The organism is Pectobacterium aquaticum (genome assembly GCF_003382565.3).
GTDB classification, from domain to species: domain Bacteria; phylum Pseudomonadota; class Gammaproteobacteria; order Enterobacterales; family Enterobacteriaceae; genus Pectobacterium; species Pectobacterium aquaticum.
The window spans coordinates 999,278-1,022,250 of sequence record NZ_CP086253.1 but is presented as its reverse complement, the minus strand read 5'-3'; the positions used below and the strand labels follow the sequence as shown (position 1 = coordinate 1,022,250).

Annotated in this window: 15 protein-coding genes, 2 tRNA genes, 4 rRNA genes and 1 pseudogene; 10 read left to right on the top strand and 12 right to left on the bottom strand. The window is 51.1% G+C overall.

Going from position 1 to position 22,973, the window contains the following annotated elements:
* Positions 1-77: 77 nt before the first annotated feature.
* On the bottom strand, positions 78-1,229 hold the full coding sequence (locus DMB82_RS04725) for a tRNA/rRNA methyltransferase (RefSeq protein WP_116164745.1): 1,152 nt from the start codon (positions 1,227-1,229) through the stop codon (positions 78-80).
* A 249-nt stretch (positions 1,230-1,478) separates the two neighbouring features.
* Between DMB82_RS04725 and trxC the strand changes: the two genes are divergently transcribed.
* The 4 genes from trxC to pssA all read left to right on the top strand — a co-directional run bounded on the left by trxC (position 1,479) and on the right by pssA (position 7,031).
* Entirely contained in the window at positions 1,479-1,898 is a 420-nt protein-coding gene (gene trxC / locus DMB82_RS04720; RefSeq protein WP_010305384.1) for a thioredoxin TrxC, read from the top strand.
* A gap of 146 nt (positions 1,899-2,044) precedes the next feature.
* Positions 2,045-2,794, top strand: coding sequence for a tRNA-uridine aminocarboxypropyltransferase (locus DMB82_RS04715; protein WP_420892624.1), 750 nt, complete (start codon positions 2,045-2,047; stop codon positions 2,792-2,794).
* 32 nt (positions 2,795-2,826) lie between these two features.
* The gene (locus DMB82_RS04710) at positions 2,827-5,478 is read left to right on the top strand and encodes a bifunctional acetate--CoA ligase family protein/GNAT family N-acetyltransferase (protein WP_116164743.1); all 2,652 of its coding nucleotides are present in this window, start codon (positions 2,827-2,829) and stop codon (positions 5,476-5,478) included.
* A gap of 197 nt (positions 5,479-5,675) precedes the next feature.
* The gene (gene pssA / locus DMB82_RS04705; RefSeq protein ID WP_102119430.1) at positions 5,676-7,031 is read left to right on the top strand and encodes a CDP-diacylglycerol--serine O-phosphatidyltransferase; all 1,356 of its coding nucleotides are present in this window, start codon (positions 5,676-5,678) and stop codon (positions 7,029-7,031) included.
* Positions 7,032-7,138: 107 nt separating this feature from the next.
* Here the strand turns inward: pssA and DMB82_RS04700 are convergent.
* The 8 genes and pseudogenes from DMB82_RS04700 to gmhB form a co-directional block, all read right to left on the bottom strand.
* Positions 7,139-7,483 (bottom strand): annotated as a pseudogene (locus DMB82_RS04700) (alpha-ketoglutarate transporter); the annotation flags it as partial.
* A gap of 129 nt (positions 7,484-7,612) precedes the next feature.
* Positions 7,613-7,728, bottom strand: a 5S ribosomal RNA gene (gene rrf / locus DMB82_RS04695).
* A 37-nt stretch (positions 7,729-7,765) separates the two neighbouring features.
* Positions 7,766-7,841, bottom strand: a tRNA-Thr gene (locus tag DMB82_RS04690).
* An 18-nt stretch (positions 7,842-7,859) separates the two neighbouring features.
* A 5S ribosomal RNA gene (rrf, locus tag DMB82_RS04685) occupies positions 7,860-7,975 on the bottom strand.
* Between the two features lie 129 nt (positions 7,976-8,104).
* A 23S ribosomal RNA gene (locus tag DMB82_RS04680) occupies positions 8,105-11,011 on the bottom strand.
* Between the two features lie 231 nt (positions 11,012-11,242).
* Positions 11,243-11,318, bottom strand: a tRNA-Glu gene (locus DMB82_RS04675).
* Positions 11,319-11,458: 140 nt separating this feature from the next.
* A 16S ribosomal RNA gene (locus DMB82_RS04670) occupies positions 11,459-13,000 on the bottom strand.
* The 16S, 23S and 5S rRNA genes sit together here with 2 tRNA genes alongside, the layout of an rRNA operon.
* 384 nt (positions 13,001-13,384) lie before the next feature.
* Positions 13,385-13,948: a D-glycero-beta-D-manno-heptose 1,7-bisphosphate 7-phosphatase gene (gene gmhB / locus DMB82_RS04665; RefSeq protein WP_039530687.1), complete on the bottom strand. Its 564-nt coding sequence runs from the start codon at positions 13,946-13,948 to the stop codon at positions 13,385-13,387.
* Between the two features lie 179 nt (positions 13,949-14,127).
* On the opposite strand from gmhB, the gene metN reads away from it, so the two are divergent.
* The 6 genes from metN to proS all read left to right on the top strand — a co-directional run bounded on the left by metN (position 14,128) and on the right by proS (position 19,794).
* Complete coding sequence (gene metN / locus DMB82_RS04660; RefSeq protein WP_116162377.1) at positions 14,128-15,159, top strand: methionine ABC transporter ATP-binding protein MetN; 1,032 nt, start codon at positions 14,128-14,130, stop codon at positions 15,157-15,159.
* Positions 15,152-15,805 carry a methionine ABC transporter permease MetI gene (locus DMB82_RS04655; protein ID WP_010681577.1) on the top strand — a complete coding sequence of 218 codons (654 nt, stop codon included), beginning with the start codon at positions 15,152-15,154 and terminating at the stop codon, positions 15,803-15,805. Before metN ends, DMB82_RS04655 begins: the two co-directional genes overlap by 8 nt.
* Before the next feature lie 67 nt (positions 15,806-15,872).
* A complete protein-coding gene (locus tag DMB82_RS04650) occupies positions 15,873-16,688 on the top strand; it encodes a MetQ/NlpA family lipoprotein (RefSeq protein WP_102117530.1) in 816 nt (271 codons plus the stop codon).
* Between the two features lie 118 nt (positions 16,689-16,806).
* Positions 16,807-17,217, top strand: a complete 411-nt coding sequence (gene rcsF / locus DMB82_RS04645; protein WP_102117529.1) for an Rcs stress response system protein RcsF — start codon at positions 16,807-16,809, stop codon at positions 17,215-17,217.
* Positions 17,214-17,930 carry a tRNA (N6-threonylcarbamoyladenosine(37)-N6)-methyltransferase TrmO gene (gene tsaA / locus DMB82_RS04640; RefSeq protein ID WP_116162379.1) on the top strand — a complete coding sequence of 239 codons (717 nt, stop codon included), beginning with the start codon at positions 17,214-17,216 and terminating at the stop codon, positions 17,928-17,930. Before rcsF ends, tsaA begins: the two co-directional genes overlap by 4 nt.
* 145 nt (positions 17,931-18,075) lie before the next feature.
* The gene (proS, locus tag DMB82_RS04635; protein ID WP_102117527.1) at positions 18,076-19,794 is read left to right on the top strand and encodes a proline--tRNA ligase; all 1,719 of its coding nucleotides are present in this window, start codon (positions 18,076-18,078) and stop codon (positions 19,792-19,794) included.
* 118 nt (positions 19,795-19,912) lie between these two features.
* Here proS and rpoS read toward each other — a convergent pair whose 3' ends face one another.
* The 3 genes from rpoS to DMB82_RS04620 all read right to left on the bottom strand — a co-directional run bounded on the left by rpoS (position 19,913) and on the right by DMB82_RS04620 (position 22,968).
* A complete protein-coding gene (rpoS, locus tag DMB82_RS04630) occupies positions 19,913-20,905 on the bottom strand; it encodes an RNA polymerase sigma factor RpoS (protein ID WP_102117526.1) in 993 nt (330 codons plus the stop codon).
* Positions 20,906-20,958: 53 nt separating this feature from the next.
* On the bottom strand, positions 20,959-21,984 hold the full coding sequence (gene nlpD, locus DMB82_RS04625; protein WP_167469129.1) for a murein hydrolase activator NlpD: 1,026 nt from the start codon (positions 21,982-21,984) through the stop codon (positions 20,959-20,961).
* 357 nt (positions 21,985-22,341) lie between these two features.
* Positions 22,342-22,968 (bottom strand): protein-L-isoaspartate(D-aspartate) O-methyltransferase, encoded by a 627-nt coding sequence (locus DMB82_RS04620; protein WP_102117524.1) that lies wholly within the window; start codon positions 22,966-22,968, stop codon positions 22,342-22,344.
* Positions 22,969-22,973: the final 5 nt, after the last annotated feature.

The following is a 22,973-nucleotide window of genomic DNA, read 5'->3' as shown; positions in this document are numbered from 1 at the left end:
TCTCATCCGTGGTTACACTTACTCAGGGAGCCCATTCTCCCTGAGCGTCGACGCGCACGATCAGCCGACACGTACTATCAGGCCTGGTTCTGTCGCCACCACTCGGACAGCAAAATGCCCGTAGCGACTGAAATATTCAGACTTTCCACCTTACCGGTACCGCCGATAGAGACTTTTACGTCCCCTTGCTGCCAAGCGCTATCCGACAGACCATCACCTTCCTGACCCAGCACGATCACGGTTTTCGCCGGAAGCGTTGCTTGCGACAATGCCGTGCCTTTATGGCTGGACGTGGTCACAATGGTGTAGCCTGCGTTGCGGAATTCCGTCAACACGGACAGGAAATCGTCAGCGTTAATCGCTTTAACGTGTTCCGCACCGCCTTCTGCCGTGCGCACGGCAGCGCCAGATTCCAGCAGCGCCGCATCCTGCACCAGCACACCTTTCACGCCGAAATGCGCGCAGCTGCGCATAATGCCGCCGAGGTTGTGCGGGTTACCCACATCTTCCAGCGCCAGTACGCAGTCGTGCTCGCCAGCCGTTTTCAGATACTCACGCACATCCATTCCCTGACGCTTTTTAATCAGGAAACACACGCCGCCGTGGTGCTCGGTGCCGGAAGCCTTAATCAGCTCATCCTCTTCCACAACGTGGTAAGCCTTGCGGTTTGCCGCCATCCAGCGCAGTGCATCGCGGAAACGCGGTGTCACTTCTTGCAGGAACCAGGCACGAACGATCACTTCAGAACGGTTTTTAAACAGCGCCTGACAGGCATTTTCGCCATACACACGTGTTTCTTCCTGACGCTGGCGACGCAGTTGCTCAGGATCGATATGGCTCTTGCCTGTGATACCGCCATGGTCCGGCGTTTCGCTATCGCTTGGCGCACGAGACACGGTTTTCCACGGTGATTCATAGCCACCGGTATCGTCACCGCGCGGTCGGCGAGGCTTATCACCGCTGCGTTCATTACGATCTTTATTGCCCCACGGCGATTTCGCATTGCTATCGCCGTCACGGGACGGATTTTCCCGGGCATAGCGCGGGTTAACATCACGCGGATGCTTCGGCTTTTCGCGTTGATCGCGAGAGCCACTGCCGTCACGCCGATCGCCACGGCGATCTTTGTCAGCAGGGCGCTTGTTTTTATTCTCTTTCTCGCCCTCATCATCACTACGGACGTACATCACACGGACTTTGCCGCTTTTACTATTGAATGAATCGCTCATTGTTTTCTCCACCTACGCGCTGGGCGCGAAGATTACCTTATGTACACCCGCTTAGCCACACGCTTGTGGTAAAAGAGCGCTAACAGTCAGAAGCTATTGTAGCTATTGGGCAAACCACGTTGTTGCCATAATGTCTCACCACCATAATTTATTAACGCTTAAGCAACATGACGTTGACTTTCCAATGCCGCATTGCGCGCATTTTATCAGCGACATCTTTATTTTAGCCCTTTTATCTGAGGCCCTGTTATGAATACGGTATGTGGATCTTGCCAAACAACCAATCGCCTGCCAGAGGAGCGCGTTGATGACCATGCTAAATGTGGTCGTTGCGGAGAAACCTTATTCAGCGGTGACGTTACCAATGCCACAGAAGCGACGCTCGATAAGCTGTTACAGGACGATCTTCCCGTCGTAATCGATTTCTGGGCGCCCTGGTGCGGCCCCTGCGTCAACTTCGCCCCGGTGTTTGAAAACGTCGCGCAGGAGCGTAGCGGGAAAATCCGCTTTATTAAGGTCAATACCGAAGCCGAACCGGCACTCAGCGCACGTTTCCGTATCCGCAGTATTCCAACCCTCATGATCTTTAAACAGGGCCAGATGGTCGACATCCTCAACGGCGCACTGCCAAAAGCACAGTTTGAGAGCTGGCTGGACGAATCACTGTAGAGAATTAGGGTAGGAGCGTAGGTATTATTGTCTCCTACCCTTTTGGTCAACTCGCCTGTCGATTAGAATGTCGCCTTTCTGAATCGGCTTCTCAATGATGAGAAAGAAGCCGGTTCGTTGCAGAATCTCATGGCGTCATCTATTTCATGATCAACCATCCTTTAATGGTTAACCGTCCCCTCACGGACAATGCCGTACTCCGCCTGCGCCAGCAACGTCTTGAGCAGTCAACCAAACCGTTCCGCGCCCGTGGCAGCCGCGTAGTACGCTGCCAGCAGTGTTTATTACCCGCAACCAACTGCCTGTGTCACACCATTCAGGCGCAGGAGTCCCGCAGCCGCGTCTGTCTGGTGATGTTTGATACCGAACCGTTAAAGCCGAGCAATACCGGACGTCTTATCGCCGATATTCTTCCCGAAACGCTGGCGTTTCGCTGGTCACGCACCGAGCCCGATCCCGAGTTGCTTGCTACCCTACAAAACCCAGACATTCAGCCCTATCTGGTTTTCCTTGCCGATGCAGCGGAAGAAGGACGTCAGGTGTTTCACCAACTTCCCGTAACGGAAAAGCCCGCCCTGTTTGTTTTGCTCGACGGGACCTGGCCGGAAGCGCGTAAAATGTTCCGTAAAAGCCCTTATCTGGACAATTTGCCTATCCTGTCGCTGAATGTAGAGGCACTGTCCCGCTATCAACTGCGTGAAGCCAGCAGTGCAGGGCAACACTGCACCGCCGAAATTGCCATCGCCCTGCTCGCACAGGCGGGGGATATCGTCGCGGCCGACGCGCTATCCCAGCATTTTGATCGTTTCCGGCGACACTATCTGGCGGGGAAATCACACCACAGCTTGCGGGAAAATTTACCCATCGTCACAGCACAAGCGGCAGAAAGCGTTTAGTATCAAAAGGGATTGATGTGAAGGAGTGACGTATGAGCCAGCGCGGATTGGAAGCACTGTTACGCCCTAAGTCTATCGCCGTTCTCGGCGCGTCCGAAAAACTGGGAAGAGCCGGTTTTCTGATGATGAAAAACTTGCTGGACGGCCATTTCAGCGGCCCCGTGCTGCCTGTTACACCGAAATATCGTGCCGTCTGCGGCGTGCTGGCCTATCCGACTGTTGCCAGCCTGCCCATGACGCCCGACCTTGCCGTGATTTGCACCAACGCCAGCCGTAATCTCACGCTGTTAGACGATCTGGGACAGAAAGGCTGCAAAACAGTCATCATCCTCTCCGCACCACCGACCCAGTTCAGCGAATTAAAGGCCTGTGCTACACGCTACCACATGCGTCTGCTTGGCCCTAATAGCCTCGGGCTACTCGCGCCCTGGCAAGGCCTGAATGCCAGTTTCTCCCCTGTACCGATTATGAAAGGCAAGCTGGCATTCATTTCGCAGTCAGCCGCTGTGTCCAACACGATACTGGACTGGGCGCAGCAGCGCGGTATTGGCTTTTCCTATTTTATCGCTCTGGGCGACAGTCTGGATATCGATGTCGACGACCTGTTAGATTTTCTGGCACGCGATGGCAAAACCAGTGCGATTCTGCTGCATCTGGAACACATCAGCGATGCGCGCCGCTTTCTTTCCGCCTCCCGTAGCGCATCCCGGAATAAACCAATACTGGTGATAAAAAGCGGGCGCAGCCAGCAGGCACAGCAGTTGCTGAATGACCAGCGCCACGGCCTGGATGCCGCCTATGACGCGGCAATTCAACGCGCAGGCTTACTGCGGGTACGAGATACGCATGAGCTTTTTTCCGCGGTGGAAACCTTAAGCCACCTGCGGCCGCTACGCGGTGAACGCTTGATGCTAGTAAGCAATGGCGCATCGCCCGCTGCACAGGCGCTGGATCAGCTCCTCAGCCGACAAGGCAAGCTAGCACAGCTCAGCGAGGCGACCCGACAAGCGCTACAGGACGCGCTACCGCCGACCGTCACGATCGGCAATCCGCTCGATCTGCGTGATGACGCGACTGCGGCTCGCTATCTGGCAGCGGTTTCAGTATTACTGGACAGCGATGAAGTCGATGCACTCTTAATCATTCACGCACCCAGCGCCGCGGCTCCCGGCACCGATAGCGCATCTCAGTTGATCACGCTCTTCCAACAGCATCCGCGTGGGAAAAGAATTACGCTACTGACCAACTGGTGCGGCGAATTTTCCTCGCAGGAAGCACGACGTTTGTTTAACGACGCTGGCATTCCGACCTATCGCACACCGGAAGGCGCGGTCACGGCATTTATGCATACCGTCGAATATCGACGTAATCAGAAACAGCTAAAGGAAACCCCAGCGCTGCCGCTGAATTTAGGCATCAACACCAGTCAGGCACATGCGCTGATTCATCAGGCGCTGTCAGACGGCGTGACACAGCTCGACACGCATGAAGTTCAGCCGATCCTGCAAGCCTACGGTTTGGATACGTTACCTACTTGGATTGCTGGCGATAGCGCAGAAGCCGTCCATATCGCAGAACAAATTGGCTATCCGATCGCGATTAAGCTGAGATCGCCAGATATTCCGCACAAATCGGAAGTTCAGGGCGTCATGCTATACCTGCGAACCGCCAGAGAAGTCCAGCAGGCGGCAGATGCCATTCTTGACCGAGTGAAGCGCACCTATCCACAGGCACGTATCTACGGCCTGCTGGTGCAGAGCATGGCAAATCGCGCCGGTGCGCAGGAGCTCAGGATTGCCGTTGAGCAAGACCCCGTTTTCGGCCCGCTGATTATGCTAGGAGAAGGTGGTGTTGAGTGGCGAGAAAAGCAGGCTGCCGTCGCCCTGCCTCCGCTGAATATGACGCTAGCCCGATATTTGGTGCTGCAAGCGGTGAAAGGCGACAAAATTCGGGAGTACAGCGCGCTGCGTCCGCTGGACGTTCCCGCACTCAGCCGCTTGCTGGTTCAGGTCTCCAACCTGATACTCGACTGCCCTGAAATTTCCCGGCTAGACATTCATCCTCTGCTGGCGTCTGGGGATACGTTTACGCTGCTGGATGTCACGCTACATCTGACGCCGTTCAGTGGCGATCCGCAGTCAAGGCTGGCAATTCGCCCTTATCCGCATGAGCTGGAAGAAACCGTTACCCTCAAAAATGGTGATAGTTGTCTATTCCGGCCAATTTTGCCGGAAGATGAACCGCTGCTCAGTTCGTTCATTGCAAGCGTGACGAAAGAAGACCTGTACTACCGTTATTTCAGCGAAATTAATGAATTTACTCACGAAGACTTAGCCAATATGACACAAATTGACTACGATCGTGAGATGGCATTCGTTGCCGTGCGCCAGTTCGGTGAGGAAACGGAGATTATTGGCGTGACGCGTGCGATTTCCGATCCGGATAATACGGATGCAGAATTCGCCGTGCTGGTGCGATCCGATCTAAAAGGGCTGGGCCTTGGCAGACGCCTGTTGGAAAAGCTGATTGATTACGCCAAAGCACATGGTCTCTCTCGTTTGACCGGCATCACCATGCCGCATAATCAAGGCATGATCCAGCTATCCAAAAAGCTCGGTTTTCACATCGACGTACAATTAGAAGAGGGAATTGTGACACTGGAATTGCCGCTGAAGAATGGATAGTAAGACGTGACATGGCTCTTGCAGCGGAAATTGTGATATCGATTCAATGGCAAAACAGACTCACAACAGCCGGAAAGTAATGGTATTATCGCCCATTCGACTACTCCTTAACTTTTGATAATGACCAGAAGGTCATATACCCTAATGCAGCTCGACGTATGGTGGGTATAAACTGATGAGAGAAGAAACGCACTGTGATGCTGTCAAATTTTAAACGCAATAAATACCAACAGCACCTTGCACAACTGCCCAGAATTCCTCAGAACGCAGATGATATTCAGACGTTGCATTCGCCTGAGCTTTTCCGCACGACGCTGATTAACGCCATTTTGAGTGCTAAAAAACGCATCTATATCGTAGCGTTATATCTCGAGCGTGATGACGGCGGCATGGGAGTTCTATCCGCAATTTATGAAGCCAAACGGCAGTGCCCAGAGCTGGATGTCCGTGTTCTGGTAGACTGGCATCGTGCTCAGCGCGGCAGGATCGGCGCAGCGGCAGAAAATACCAATGCTGACTGGTATTGCGATATGGCGAAAAAACATCCAGACACGCATTTCCCTATCTATGGCATTCCTGTCAACACGCGCGAAGCCTTGGGCGTGCTGCACCTGAAAGGGTTCATTGTCGATGACACAGTTATCTACAGCGGGGCCAGCCTAAATGATGTTTATCTGCACCAACATCAGAAATACCGTTATGACCGCTATCAGCTGATTCATAATCCGGCATTGGCAGATACGATGGTGCAATATATCCAGACCATGCTATCGGCTCCGGCAGTACAGCGGTTGGATCATACCGATCGCCCCAAGAGTCTGGAAATCAAAAATGATATTAAGCAGTTCCGCCAAACGTTGCGTACTGCCAATTATCAAGCCCCGGAACACAGCGCGGATGCAAACGAATTAACCGTCACGCCACTGGTCGGGTTAGGAAAACAAAGCCCGCTGAATAAGACCATACATCACCTGATGTATTGCGCTGATGAGCATGTGGGTATCTGCACCCCCTATTTCAACCTGCCAGCGCTGCTAGTGAGAAATATCATCCGGCTATTGAGAGGCGGTAAAAAAGTAGAAATTATTATCGGTGATAAGACCGCTAACGATTTCTATATTCCAGAAGACCAGCCTTTCAAAATCATCGGCGCGTTACCGTATCTCTATGAGATCAACCTTCGCCGTTTTCTGAGTCGTCTGGAGCGCTACATTGAGAATCAGCAGCTTGTTGTGCGGCTATGGAAAGACGGTGACAACAGCTTCCACCTGAAAGGTATGTGGGTAGATGACAAGTGGCAACTGTTGACGGGGAATAACCTTAACCCGCGCGCATGGCGTCTGGATCTGGAAAATGCCATCCTGATTCACGATCCTCAGAAGGTTCTATTGCAGCAACGTCTGGACGAGCTGGACACGATCAGGACGCATACTCACGTCGTAAAAAGCTATATGGAACTGGAGAGCATTGCGCAATATCCAGTGAAAGTCCGCAAGCTGATACGACGTCTGCGCCGTATCCGTATCGATCGACTCATCAGCCGTATTCTTTAAGACTCACGCTGTACTTTGAAAAACCTCGGCTTCCGAGGTTTTTTATTGTCATTTTGGAACCTAGCCGGTGCAACCACCGGCTATGCGTTATGGCAATTGTCTGAAAACTAAAGCTTCATCCCCTTGCCTCTGCGATGCAGCGTCAATGACACAATAAACGCAATCGCTCCCATCACTGATACGTACCAGAAGAAAGCCGTTTCCATACCAAATGATTTCAGCGAAAGTGCAACATACTTAGCCGAACCACCAAACAGCGCATAAGTAACCGCATAAGATAAGCTTACGCCCAACGCCCGAACTTCAGGTGGGAACATTTCTGCTTTTAAAATGCCGCAGATGGACGTGTAGAAACTGACAATAATCAGTGAAAGCATCACCAATGAGAAGGCAATGACAGGGCTCGTCACACTCTGCAGTACCGTCAGAATGGGAATTAATAAAACAGCAGCAACGAGGACGTTATTATGAGGTTGTTTAATAAGAAGATAAGCGAGTCTATTCAGGTAAAATGAAAAGTTTACTATCCTGAAATAAACAAAAGGCCATCCTTAACAGGACGGCCTTTTGTCTTAATTGAAACCTGGCAGTTCCCTACTCTCACATGGGGAAACCCCACACTACCATCGGCGCTACGGCGTTTCACTTCTGAGTTCGGCATGGGGTCAGGTGGGACCACCGCGCTATCGCCGCCAGGTAAATTCTTTTTTAAACCGAACATTAACCCAAGTAACTGGTGCTGATACCCAGAGTCGAACTGGGGACCTCACCCTTACCAAGGGTGCGCTCTACCAACTGAGCCATATCAGCGCACCTGTATAATTTGATGCCTGGCAGTTCCCTACTCTCACATGGGGAAACCCCACACTACCATCGGCGCTACGGCGTTTCACTTCTGAGTTCGGCATGGGGTCAGGTGGGACCACCGCGCTATCGCCGCCAGGCAAATTCTGTTTCATTCTAACCGTCATGCTTTGCTTACGCTCTCGCACAACCATCAGAACCAATCCTAAAACAAGCTAAATATCAAAACACGTCTCTATGAGTCACTCGCAAAACACCTTCGGTGTTGTAAGGTTAAGCCTCTCGGGTCATTAGTACTGGTTAGCTCAACGTATCGCTACGCTTACACACCCAGCCTATCTACGTCGTCGTCTTCAACGGCCCTTCAGGGGCATCTAGTGCCCAGGGAAGACTCATCTCGAGGCAAGTTTCCCGCTTAGATGCTTTCAGCGGTTATCTCTTCCGCACTTAGCTACCGGGCAATGCAATTGGCATCACAACCCGAACACCAGTGGTGCGTTCACTCCGGTCCTCTCGTACTAGGAGCAACCCCTCTCAATCTTCCAACGCCCACGGCAGATAGGGACCGAACTGTCTCACGACGTTCTAAACCCAGCTCGCGTACCACTTTAAATGGCGAACAGCCATACCCTTGGGACCTACTTCAGCCCCAGGATGTGATGAGCCGACATCGAGGTGCCAAACACCGCCGTCGATATGAACTCTTGGGCGGTATCAGCCTGTTATCCCCGGAGTACCTTTTATCCGTTGAGCGATGGCCCTTCCATTCAGAACCACCGGATCACTAAGACCTGCTTTCGCACCTGCTCGAGCTGTCACTCTCGCAGTCAAGCTAGCTTATGCCTTTGCACTAACCTCCTGATGTCCGACCAGGATTAGCTAACCTTCGTGCTCCTCCGTTACGCTTTGGGAGGAGACCGCCCCAGTCAAACTACCCACCAGACACTGTCCGCAACCCGGATTACGGGCCCACGTTAGAACATCAAACATTAAAGGGTGGTATTTCAAGGTTGGCTCCACAAGAACTGGCGTCCTCGCTTCAAAGCCTCCCACCTATCCTACACATCAAGGCTCAAGGTTCAGTGTCAAGCTATAGTAAAGGTTCACGGGGTCTTTCCGTCTTGCCGCGGGTACACTGCATCTTCACAGCGAGTTCAATTTCACTGAGTCTCGGGTGGAGACAGCCTGGCCATCATTACGCCATTCGTGCAGGTCGGAACTTACCCGACAAGGAATTTCGCTACCTTAGGACCGTTATAGTTACGGCCGCCGTTTACCGGGGCTTCGATCAAGAGCTTCGCCTTGCGGCTGACCCCATCAATTAACCTTCCGGCACCGGGCAGGCGTCACACCGTATACGTCCACTTTCGTGTTTGCACAGTGCTGTGTTTTTATTAAACAGTTGCAGCCAGCTGGTATCTTCGACTGAGTTCAGCTCCGTGAGCACGTCACTTCACCTACCATCAGCGTGCCTTCTCCCGAAGTTACGGCACCATTTTGCCTAGTTCCTTCACCCGAGTTCTCTCAAGCGCCTGAGTATTCTCTACCTGACCACCTGTGTCGGTTTGGGGTACGATTTGATGTTACCTGGAGCTTAGAGGCTTTTCCTGGAAGCGTAGCATTGGTTACTTCATCACCGTAGTGACTCGTCATCACGCCTCAGTGTTAATGACGACCCGGATTTACCAAGGTCATCCACCTTCACGCTTAAACCGGGACAACCGTCGCCCGGATAACCTAGCTTTCTCCGTCCCCCCTTCGCAGTAACACCGAGTACAGGAATATTAACCTGTTTCCCATCGACTACGCTTTTCAGCCTCGCCTTAGGGGTCGACTCACCCTGCCCCGATTAACGTTGGACAGGAACCCTTGGTCTTCCGGCGTGCGGGTTTTTCACCCGCATTATCGTTACTTATGTCAGCATTCGCACTTCTGATACCTCCAGCAGCCCTCACAGGCCACCTTCGACGGCTTACAGAACGCTCCCCTACCCAACAACACCTAAGTGTCGCTGCCGCAGCTTCGGTGCATGGTTTAGCCCCGTTACATCTTCCGCGCAGGCCGACTCGACCAGTGAGCTATTACGCTTTCTTTAAATGATGGCTGCTTCTAAGCCAACATCCTGGCTGTCTATGCCTTCCCACATCGTTTCCCACTTAACCATGACTTTGGGACCTTAGCTGGCGGTCTGGGTTGTTTCCCTCTTCACGACGAACGTTAGCACCCGCCGTGTGTCTCCCGTGATAACATTCTTCGGTATTCGGAGTTTGCATCGGGTTGGTAAGTCGGGATGACCCCCTAGCCGAAACAGTGCTCTACCCCCGAAGATGAATTCACGAGGCGCTACCTAAATAGCTTTCGGGGAGAACCAGCTATCTCCCGGTTTGATTGGCCTTTCACCCCCAGCCACAAGTCATCCGCTAATTTTTCAACATTAGTCGGTTCGGTCCTCCAGTTAGTGTTACCCAACCTTCAACCTGCCCATGGCTAGATCACCGGGTTTCGGGTCTATACCCTGCAACTTAACGCCCAGTTAAGACTCGGTTTCCCTGCGGCTCCCCTATACGGTTAACCTTGCTACAGAATATAAGTCGCTGACCCATTATACAAAAGGTACGCAGTCACCTAACAAGTAGGCTCCCACTGCTTGTACGTACACGGTTTCAGGTTCTATTTCACTCCCCTCGCCGGGGTTCTTTTCGCCTTTCCCTCACGGTACTGGTTCACTATCGGTCAGTCAGGAGTATTTAGCCTTGGAGGATGGTCCCCCCATATTCAGACAGGATGTCACGTGTCCCGCCCTACTCATCGAACTCACAACTTGTGCATTTTTGTGTACGGGACTATCACCCTTTACTGTGCGACTTTCCAGACGCTTCCACTAACACACAAACTGATTCAGGTTCTGGGCTCCTCCCCGTTCGCTCGCCGCTACTGGGGGAATCTCGGTTGATTTCTTTTCCTCGGGGTACTGAGATGTTTCAGTTCCCCCGGTTCGCCTCATGACACTATGTATTCATGTCATGATAGTGTGTCGAAACACACTGGGTTTCCCCATTCGGGTATCGTCGGGTATAACGCTTCATATCAGCTTACCGACGCTTATCGCAGATTAGCACGCCCTTCATCGCCTCTGACTGCCTAGGCATCCACCGTGTACGCTTAGTCGCTTAACCTCACAACCCGAAGGTGTCTTTAATAAATAAAGCCAACGTCGCGCTGCGATTATTTGAGAGACTCATTGACGCACTGATACACCATTCATACCCGCAGGTACCAATGCATGTTCAGCTGTCATGTTTCAATTTTCAGCTTGTTCCAGATTGTTAAAGAGCAATATCGTAAACATGACTCCGAAGAATCATCTTTAAGATATTCATGATAATGTCTTTCACTCATTATCGGATTGGCGTCCCCAAGGGGATTCGAACCCCTGTTACAGCCGTGAAAGGGCAGTGTCCTAGGCCTCTAGACGATGGGGACACGAAAAATCCGTACCGAATCAGAAATTCGGCACTATCGCGTCAGCATGAGTTTACACTCATCGCATCAACAGGTGCGCTTGCTCAGTATTTTCATCAGACAATCTGTGTGAGCACTTCACTTAACACACATCTTCTTGGTAAGGAGGTGATCCAACCGCAGGTTCCCCTACGGTTACCTTGTTACGACTTCACCCCAGTCATGAATCACAAAGTGGTAAGCGCCCTCCCGAAGGTTAAGCTACCTACTTCTTTTGCAACCCACTCCCATGGTGTGACGGGCGGTGTGTACAAGGCCCGGGAACGTATTCACCGTAGCATTCTGATCTACGATTACTAGCGATTCCGACTTCATGGAGTCGAGTTGCAGACTCCAATCCGGACTACGACGTACTTTATGAGGTCCGCTTGCTCTCGCGAGGTCGCTTCTCTTTGTATACGCCATTGTAGCACGTGTGTAGCCCTACTCGTAAGGGCCATGATGACTTGACGTCATCCCCACCTTCCTCCGGTTTATCACCGGCAGTCTCCTTTGAGTTCCCGACCGAATCGCTGGCAACAAAGGATAAGGGTTGCGCTCGTTGCGGGACTTAACCCAACATTTCACAACACGAGCTGACGACAGCCATGCAGCACCTGTCTCACAGTTCCCGAAGGCACTAAGGTATCTCTACCAAATTCTGTGGATGTCAAGAGTAGGTAAGGTTCTTCGCGTTGCATCGAATTAAACCACATGCTCCACCGCTTGTGCGGGCCCCCGTCAATTCATTTGAGTTTTAACCTTGCGGCCGTACTCCCCAGGCGGTCGATTTAACGCGTTAGCTCCGGAAGCCACGCCTCAAGGGCACAACCTCCAAATCGACATCGTTTACAGCGTGGACTACCAGGGTATCTAATCCTGTTTGCTCCCCACGCTTTCGCACCTGAGCGTCAGTCTTTGTCCAGGGGGCCGCCTTCGCCACCGGTATTCCTCCAGATCTCTACGCATTTCACCGCTACACCTGGAATTCTACCCCCCTCTACAAGACTCTAGCCTGTCAGTTTTGAATGCAGTTCCCAGGTTAAGCCCGGGGATTTCACATCCAACTTAACAGACCGCCTGCGTGCGCTTTACGCCCAGTCATTCCGATTAACGCTTGCACCCTCCGTATTACCGCGGCTGCTGGCACGGAGTTAGCCGGTGCTTCTTCTGCGGGTAACGTCAATCGATAAGGTTATTAACCTCACCGCCTTCCTCCCCGCTGAAAGTGCTTTACAACCCGAAGGCCTTCTTCACACACGCGGCATGGCTGCATCAGGCTTGCGCCCATTGTGCAATATTCCCCACTGCTGCCTCCCGTAGGAGTCTGGACCGTGTCTCAGTTCCAGTGTGGCTGGTCATCCTCTCAGACCAGCTAGGGATCGTCGCCTAGGTGAGCCATTACCTCACCTACTAGCTAATCCCATCTGGGCACATCCGATGGCGAGAGGCCCTAAGGTCCCCCTCTTTGGTCCGAAGACGTTATGCGGTATTAGCTACCGTTTCCAGTAGTTATCCCCCTCCATCAGGCAGTTTCCCAGACATTACTCACCCGTCCGCCGCTCGTCACCCAGAGAGCAAGCTCTCCTGTGCTACCGCTCGACTTGCATGTGTTAGGCCTGCCGCCAGCGTTCAATCTGAGCCATGATCAAACTCTTCAATTTAAGATTTGTTTGATTTGCTGAACTCGTCAGCGATGCTCAAAGAATTAGTCACTGTTCATTCGTAATGAATTTTACTGTTGTTCACTCTTCAAGACTTTTTTATATCGTTAAGATACGGTCTTGTGAGTGCCCACACAGATTGTCTGATTAAATTGTTAAAGAGCAGTGCGTTGCGGTCTTAACCACTTCGCGAGGTGGCGTATATTACGCTTTTCACCTTCAGAGTCAACGCTTATTTTAAAGCGTTTTCCCTTTCTTTATCGACCCGGTTGTGTGTTCACAGCGCCGTGTCGATGGAGGCGCATTATAGGGATCCGATTCAGAAGCGCAAGCAAATCTCGTAAACTTTTTTTCTGTTTGCGCATCTTTCATTCGTTCCGCTTGTTAACTGCGCGTTTTTATCCATTTTGGCAGGTCTGCGAGGCTTTCCAGCACACCATCAGCCAGTGCTTCGCCTTGCTCAGTGACGGGTTTACCAGTACGAACCAGCAGTTTTTTTCCTATACCAGCACCCATTGCAGCCTGAATATCCTCTAATTTGTCTCCCACCATATAAGAAGCTGCCATATCAATGTTCAACTCACGCTGTGCAGAAAGCAGCATGCCCGGCTCAGGCTTACGGCAATCACAACTCTGGCGATACTCACCTTCCCCAGCTTCAGGGTGATGCGGACAAAAATAGATGCCATCCAGATCAACACCACGATCGGCCAGCGACCAGTCCATCCACTCCGTCAGTTGCATAAACTGATCTTCTGTAAACTTACCGCGGGCAATGCCGGACTGATTAGTCACCACAACCAGCGCGAACCCCATGCTCTTCAGCTCTCGCATGGCGTCAATGACACCGTCAATAAATTGAAAATGGTCAATGTCATGAACATAACCGTGATCGACATTGATCGTGCCGTCACGATCAAGAAAAACTGCTGGAACGCTTTGTGCCACTGACTTTGCTCCTGAATGCCTAAATTACGCGGTAGTATCGCATGTTTTCGCCGAGAGGGAGAATGCAGAGCCATGACAATCCCGATTGACTTAGACGTCTAGACGCCCTAACATCCATTTCATATTCTGTTAATTCAGAAACTGATTTATCCAGCCATAGGCACTCACGATAAAAAAATATGATTGAACTTTCTAATATTACTAAGGTTTTCCAGCAGAACGGGCGGACAATTACCGCGCTTGCTGATGTCAGCCTTCATGTTCCCACTGGACAAATTTATGGCGTTATCGGCGCATCGGGCGCAGGTAAAAGTACATTGATCCGCTGCGTCAATTTATTGGAGCGACCGACAGAAGGGAAAGTTCTGGTAGATGGGCAAGAATTGACTCAGTTGTCAGATAGCCAATTGACGCGCGCACGCCGTCAAATTGGCATGATTTTCCAACATTTCAACCTGCTCGCTTCGCGCACCGTTTTTGGCAACATTTCGCTACCGCTGGAATTGGATAACACGCCGAAAGCCGACATCATCAAACGAGTCAACGAGTTGTTGGAGCTGGTTGGTCTGGCAGATAAGCACGATGTCTATCCAGCCAATTTGTCCGGCGGGCAAAAGCAGCGCGTCGCTATTGCCCGTGCGTTGGCGAGCAATCCTAAAGTTCTACTATGTGACGAAGCAACCAGTGCATTAGATCCTGCAACAACGCGCTCGATTCTCGAATTACTGAAAGACATCAATCGCCGTCTCGGCCTAACCATTCTTCTTATTACCCATGAAATGGATGTGGTGAAACGCATTTGCGATCAGGTTGCGGTGATCAGCGATGGGCGACTCATCGAGCAAGACACCGTAAGCGAAGTCTTCTCACACCCGAAAACGCCGCTGGCGCAGAAATTCATTCAGTCAACGTTGCACCTGGATATCCCTGACGATTACCTCGCCCGTCTGTCCCCTGACTATCGCCCAGATACCACGCCATTATTACGGATGGAATTTACGGGTAAATCGGTGGATGCTCCGCTGCTGTCCGAGGTTGCCCGACGCTTTAGCATCAACAACAACATTATCAGCGCCCAGATGGATTATGCCGGTGGCGTCAAGTTCGGCATCATGCTGGCAGAAATGCACGGTAACGATGCGGATATCAAAGCCGCAATCCAATTCCTGCAGAAAAGTCACGTTACAATTGAGGTTCTGGGTTATGTCTGAAGCAATGATGTGGTTAATGGCTAAGGGAGTATGGGAAACCGTCGCGATGACGTTCGTTTCTGGTTTCTTTGGCTTTGTGCTTGGCTTACCCGTAGGCGTTTTGTTGTATACCACACGTCCGGGGCAAATCATCGCCAACCCAAAACTCTACCGAACCGTTTCTGCACTGGTAAACATTTTCCGCTCGATTCCATTCATTATTTTACTGGTGTGGATGATTCCTTTTACCCGCATCATTGTCGGAACCTCTATTGGCCTGCAAGCGGCTATCGTTCCCCTCACCGTAGGTGCAGCGCCGTTTATTGCCCGCATGGTGGAAAATGCGCTGCTTGAAATTCCTACTGGCCTGATCGAAGCCGCTCGTGCAATGGGTGCGACGCCAATGCAAATCATCAGAAAAATATTGCTGCCGGAAGCATTACCGGGACTCATTAATGCCGCAACCATCACGCTAATTACGCTCGTAGGCTATTCTGCTATGGGTGGAGCCGTGGGCGCAGGCGGCTTAGGTCAAATTGGTTATCAGTATGGTTATATTGGTTATAACGCGACGGTCATGAATACGGTATTAATATTACTGGTTGTTTTGGTTTACCTGATTCAATTCTGCGGCGACAGGGCAGTAAAAGCTGTCACACACAAGTAGTCATCATCACAATACGCATTTGCCATACAGGCATCTGCCAAGAGAATAATTAATTAGGGGTTAGGATATGGCGATTAAACTGAAATCTATTGCGACCATTGGCGCACTTATTGGTGCTCTGGCGCTAGCGGGATGTGGTCAGGAAGAAAAGAATCCTAATCATATTAAAGTCGGCGTTATTGTTGGCGCGGAGCAACAGGTTGCTGAAATCGCGCAGAAAGTGGCGAAAGACAAATACGGTCTGGACGTTGAATTAGTTACATTCAACGACTACGTTTTGCCAAATGAAGCCCTGAGCAAAGGTGACATCGACCTGAATGCCTTCCAGCACAAACCTTATCTGGATCAACAGATCAAAGATCGTGGTTATAAACTGGTTTCTGTTGGCAACAGCTTTGTTTACCCAATTGCGGGTTATTCCAAAAAAATCACATCGCTGAATGAGCTTCAAGATGGCGCCCAAGTTGCACTGCCAAACGATCCGACCAATCTGGGCCGCTCTCTGCTGCTGCTGCAAAAAGTCGGCTTGATTAAACTGAAAGACAACGTTGGTCTGCTGCCAACCGTACTGGATGTGACCGAAAACCCGAAAAACATCAAACTGGTTGAGCTGGAAGCGCCGCAGCTGCCACGTTCTTTAGATGATGCACAAATCGCGCTGGCGGTAATCAACACCACTTACGCTAGCCAGATTAACCTGACGCCGACCAAAGATGGCCTGTTTGTTGAAGAGAAAGACTCTCCGTATGTAAACCTGTTGGTTTCACGCGAAGACAATAAAGACGCTGAAAATGTGAAGAAATTCGTTCAGGCTTATCAGTCTGACGCAGTAAATGACGCAGCAAATAAAATTTTTAATGGCGGCGCAGTGAAAGGCTGGTAATCCCATCCTAACGCGTTTAATTAAAAGATATTGTTAAGACGGGCTACGGCCCGTCTTGTTATTTGTGCAATTGCTTGCTTCAATACCCGCTCTTTGAGAAAAAGCAGAGGAATCCTTAATGCGTGCTGTTCCCTTTATATTGTTGGCCATGTCGCTGACAGGCTGTTCTTTATTTCAGAAGCCACCGGCACCGGCACCTCAACCCGCTATTGAAACCAAAACTGTAGAACCTGCGCCTAAACCGAAGCCAGCGGCACGCCCGACACCAGCGGTGTTATATAAAAGTGCAGAAGAATTAGTCGGTAAACCTTTCCGTGATATGGGCGAAGTTTCAGGCTCCTCATGTCAGGTCAGCGCTCAGGACTCTCCCCCTAACACGGCAAATGCGCGTAAAAGAATGCAAAACCGCGCAACCGCAATGAAAGCCAATGCAGTTTTACTGCATGAATGCCAAACCGTCAGCGGCGTAGCAGGTTGCTACAGCCAGGTCGTTTGCCAAGGCACTGCACTGAAAGTCTCTGCACAATGAGTCCATTTGTTTTCAATCAGATCGGGATTATCCGCTCACCGTATAAAGAAAAGTTTGCCATTCCGCGGCAACCGGGCCTGATTGAAGATGGAGGCGGAGAGCTTCAGCTATTACCACCGTACAATCAGGCGGACTGCGTGCGGGGGCTGGAAGATTTCAGCCATATTTGGATATTGTTCATTTTTCACCAAACGATGGAAGGCGGCTGGCGTCCGACAGTTCGACCACCGCGTCTTGGAGGAAACACCCGTACGGGCGTTTTCGCTACGCGTTCCACCTTCCGTCCCAATCCTGTTGGCATGTCGCTAGTTGAATTAAAAGGCATCCGAGCAAAAGGCGATGCGATTACACTCGACTTAGGCAGTCTTGATCTGGTCGATGGCACACCGGTCGTCGATATTAAACCTTACCTACCCTTTGCAGAAAGCCATCCTCAGGCGCGAGCGGGTTTTGCCCAAATGGCACCCGATGCCGCGATGCCGGTAGTTTTTTCCGCCCTCGCAGAAAGCCAGATCGCAGAACACCACAAGAAATATCCCCATTTGAAACGCTTTATCTCGCAGGTATTGGCGCAGGATCCGCGCCCCGCCTACCGTAAAGGGGAAAATACCACGCGGGAATACGCCGTTTTGCTATTGCAGTTCAATGTGCGCTGGCGCGTCTGCGAAGAACAAACCGAAGTGTTGAGTCTCGACCCGTCACACACGTGTTAATACACGAACCACAGCAATATATTCTAAAATTGTCCCTGCTCTCTTTTGACACGTCGTCCACGCTGGTAAACTAAGCCACTTTTTATGTGCCTTCGGCTGCACGGCAGCCCTATGCTACTTGTCGTTCTAACGGAACTAAAACCCCATGCGTACTAGCCAATACATGCTCTCCACACTCAAGGAGACGCCAGCCGATGCAGAAGTCATCAGCCATCAGTTGATGCTCCGGGCAGGAATGATTCGTAAACTGGCCTCAGGTCTTTACACCTGGTTGCCGACCGGTTTGCGTGTTTTGAGAAAAGTTGAAAATATCGTGCGCGAAGAGATGAACAACGCTGGCGCGATTGAAGTTTCCATGCCCGTTGTTCAGCCTGCCGACTTATGGGTGGAAAGTGGACGTTGGGATCAATATGGCCCAGAACTGCTGCGCTTTGTCGATCGTGGTGAGCGCCCATTTGTGCTCGGCCCAACACACGAAGAAGTGATTACCGACCTGATTCGTAATGAAATTAGCTCTTATAAACAGCTGCCGCTGAATTTCTTCCAGATTCAAACCAAATTCCGCGATGAAGTGCGCCCGCGTTTTGGCGTCATGCGCTCACGTGAATTCCTGATGAAAGACGCCTACTCTTTCCATACCTCTCAGGAATCGTTGCAGGTCACTTACGACGCGATGTACGCCGCTTACAGCAAGATTTTCAGCCGTATGGATCTGGATTTCAGAGCTGTTCAGGCAGATACCGGTTCTATCGGGGGCAATGCCTCCCATGAGTTTCAGGTGCTGGCGACCAGCGGCGAAGACGATATCGTTTTCTCAACGGAATCCGACTACGCAGCAAACATTGAACTGGCAGAAGCTGTCGCGCCGAAGTTAGGCCGCGCTGAAGCGACGGAAGAGTTGCGTCTGGTTGATACGCCAAATGCCAAGACCATCGCCGAGCTGGTTGAGCAGTTTACGTTGCCAGTAGAAAAAACCGTGAAGACGCTGCTGGTTAAAGCAACGGAAGAAAGCGGCCATAAATTGGTTGCGTTGTTGGTTCGCGGCGATCATGAACTTAACGAAATAAAGGCTGAGAAAATTGCTCAGGTTGCCAGCCCGCTGACGTTCGCAACAGAAGAAGAGATTCGTGCAACTATCGGTGCAGGCCCAGGTTCACTTGGCCCAGTCAAATTGTCGATTCCTGTCGTTGTCGATCGTACCGTTGCGGCGATGAGCGATTTCAGCGCTGGCGCAAACATTGATGGCAAACACTATTTTGGCATCAACTGGGAACGTGACGTTACCCTGCCGCAGGTTGCAGACATCCGTAACGTGGTTGAAGGCGACATCAGTCCAGACGGTAAAGGCACACTACAAATTAAACGCGGTATCGAAGTCGGCCATATTTTCCAACTGGGCGGCAAGTATTCTGAAGCGTTGAAAGCGACAGTTCAAGGTGAAGATGGCCGCAACCAGACGCTGACGATGGGTTGCTACGGTATTGGTGTGACGCGCGTTGTCGCAGCGGCGATTGAGCAAAACCATGACGAACGTGGCATCATCTGGCCAGATGCGATTGCACCTTTCCACGTCGCTATTCTGCCAATGAATATGCACAAATCTTTCCGCGTGAAGGAAGTGGCTGAGGATATCTACCAGCAGTTGCGCGCTAAAGGCATTGAAGTTCTGCTTGATGACCGTAAAGAGCGTCCGGGCGTGATGTTCGCCGATATGGAGTTGATTGGCGTACCGCATACCATCGTCATTGGCGATCGCAATCTGGATAGCGAAGAGATTGAATATAAGAACCGCCGGGTCGGTGAAAAGCAAATGATTAAAACCAGCGAAATCGTCGATTTCCTGCTGGCGAATATCATCCGCTAATTGCCGCCGAACCGCCCTTTCACCCGAGAGGGCAAATACAGGCATAAAAAATGGTGGGGAAACCCACCATTTTTTATTTCAAGACGTTTATTTCAAAACATCAGTAACTCGTCACGAATTATTCACGAAACAGTTCTTCAATGCTCAGCCCCTGAACCTGCAAAATTTCCCGCAGGCGGCGTAGGCCTTCAACTTGAATCTGGCGAACACGTTCACGCGTTAAGCCGATTTCACGACCCACATCTTCGAGCGTAGCCGCTTCGTACCCTAACAGGCCGAAACGACGCGCCAACACCTCACGCTGTTTGGCATTCAGCTCAAACAACCATTTAACGATATTCTGCTTCATATCGTTATCCTGAGTAGTGTCTTCAGGTCCGTTATTTTTTTCGTCTGCTAGAATATCCAGCAACGCTTTTTCCGAATCACCACCCAGAGGGGTATCGACGGAAGTAATTCGTTCATTCAGGCGCAGCATGCGGTTGACGTCATCAACGGGCTTATCAAGCTGTTCGGCGATTTCTTCCGCACTCGGCTCGTGATCCAGTTTGTGAGACAGCTCGCGCGCAGTGCGCAAATAAACGTTGAGTTCTTTGACAATGTGAATCGGCAAACGGATGGTACGGGTTTGATTCATAATCGCCCGTTCTATCGTTTGTCTAATCCACCAGGTTGCGTAGGTTGAAAAACGAAATCCTCTTTCTGGATCGAATTTTTCAACCGCACGGATCAGGCCGAGGTTCCCCTCTTCAATCAGATCCAGCAACGCCAGACCACGATTGTTGTAACGGCGGGCAATTTTCACCACCAGCCGCAGGTTACTCTCGATCATACGGCGGCGCGATGGGACATCGCCACGCAACGCGCGTCGTGCGAAATAGACTTCTTCTTCTGCGGTTAAAAGTGGCGAATAGCCGATCTCTCCCAAATAGAGTTGGGTTGCGTCAAGGACACGCTGTGGGACCCCTTGTGATAACAGCTCGTCTTCCGCTGAGTCATTATCATTGGTATCTTCCTCTGCCAGCGCTTTATCGTCAAAAACGTCAAGTCCATTTTCTTCGAAATCGGTATCTTCATGTAACTCGTTAACTTTCAGCGTACTTTGGCTCATAAGTGGCTCCTACCCGTGATCCCTTGGCAGAATACCGAAATATTCTGCCTGATTTATCGCTGCGGCAGAAAACGCAGCGGGTTTACGGATTTCCCCTTGTAACGAATTTCAAAGTGCAAGCGAACTGAGCTGGTACCCGTACTGCCCATCGTAGCGATTTTTTGTCCTGCCGTGACATCTTGTTGCTCACGGACTAGCATCGTATCGTTATGGGCATAGGCACTGAGGTAGTCATCATTATGTTTGATGATTATCAGATTTCCGTAACCACGTAGCGCATTACCCGCATACACCACGCGCCCACTGGCGGTTGCGGTGATCGGTTGCCCACGTGAGCCGGCGATATCAATCCCTTTATTTCCCCCTTCAGAAGCGGAGAAACTATCTATGACTTTCCCATCGGCAGGCCAATGCCAACTGCCTACAGCAGCCATATTGCTGCTGGCAACAGTTGCTGGTGCGGAAACAGGAGCGGTTGTTGTCGCCCCTGCCGTAGGTAACATCTTACCTACATTATTCTGTTTACCTTGATTACCAGAATACGCATTAGTTGACTGAGAATCAACCGATGTAGTTTGTATTTGAGCACTTGATGGCGGCGTGGGGATTCCACCTCGGGTGGCATCGGTGGTTGCCAACATTCCACCACCACTCGTCAGTCCGCCGCCCGAAGCATTGCTACCAGATCCGCTGCCTAAGCTCAGTGATTGCCCGACATTCAAGCTGTACGGTTCAGGAATATTGTTGCGTTGCGCTAGATCCCTATAGTCATTACCGGTAATCCACGCGATATAAAATAGGGTATCGCCCCGTTTAACCGTGTAGGCATTGCCGCCGCTGTAGCTGCCTTTCGGAATATTGCCGTAGCTGCGGTTGTAAACAATTCGGCCGTCGGACGTTGTTGAAACGCTTTCACCCGCTGTTGAAATGCGTGATGGTGGCGCAGATAACATTCCCCCTCGGCTGCCCGTATTTCCGTCAACGCTGCTGATCGGTGCGGATTTGGAATTATTGTTAGTACATCCCGCCAATCCTAAGACAATCACCGTACAAGCAGCAATGTGACGCAAATTCATCATTCGGCTTCCCATGCGCCTTACTCCCCTATAACTATAGCGTTCAAAAAAGTGTCGATAACATTCAAAAAACAGTAATACTCAGAACCCAATTCGGACATGCCTCCCTCGCATCTGCTCTCGCTTAACGGGCCGTTGCTAAACTGCCTATCGCGTAAGTGATTGTAGCGTACCGGTATCCGGTGATTTATTCGTTAGTTGGAACGAGAAAGATCGCTACTTCACCATCGCTGGCGCATAAGCAAAATGGGAAAGGCACCACGATGATTAGATGCTAACAATATCAACAAGTTCGCACTATAAAACCGTTGTGTTGAAATTTTAAAGACTTAACAACAAATGCATACCAACGCCACGTTATCAGGCTAATTCCCCTTTGACCAGCGGAACAAACCGAACAGCTTCAACCGTTTGAATAATAAATTCGCCAGCATGGCGTTGAACAACTTGTAAGTATTGTGACTGTTCACCGACGGGCAATACCATCACGCCACCGTCATCGAGTTGCTCCATCAGCGCTCGAGGAATTTCCGGCGGTGCCGCAGTCACGATAATGGCATCAAACGGCCCGCGCGACGCCCAGCCCTGCCACCCATCGCCATGACGGGTAGATACATTATGCAAATCAAGCTGTTTTAAGCGACGTTTAGCCTGCCATTGCAGCCCTTTGATGCGCTCAACCGAGCAAACATGCCGAACCAAATGCGCTAAAATTGCCGTTTGATAGCCTGATCCAGTGCCAATTTCCAGCACGCGGGAGACGGGCGTCAGGCTGAGCAGTTCCGTCATCTTCGCAACCATATAGGGCTGCGAAATCGTCTGACCGGAACCGATAGGCAGAGCGGTATTTTCATACGCTTTGTGCTCGAACGCCTCGTCAACAAAACGTTCTCTGGGTACGGCTTCTATCGCACTCAGTAGACGTTCGTCCTGAATGCCCTGTTGGCGCAACTGCGCCAACAACGTTTCTATACGTTTGTTTACCATTCCCC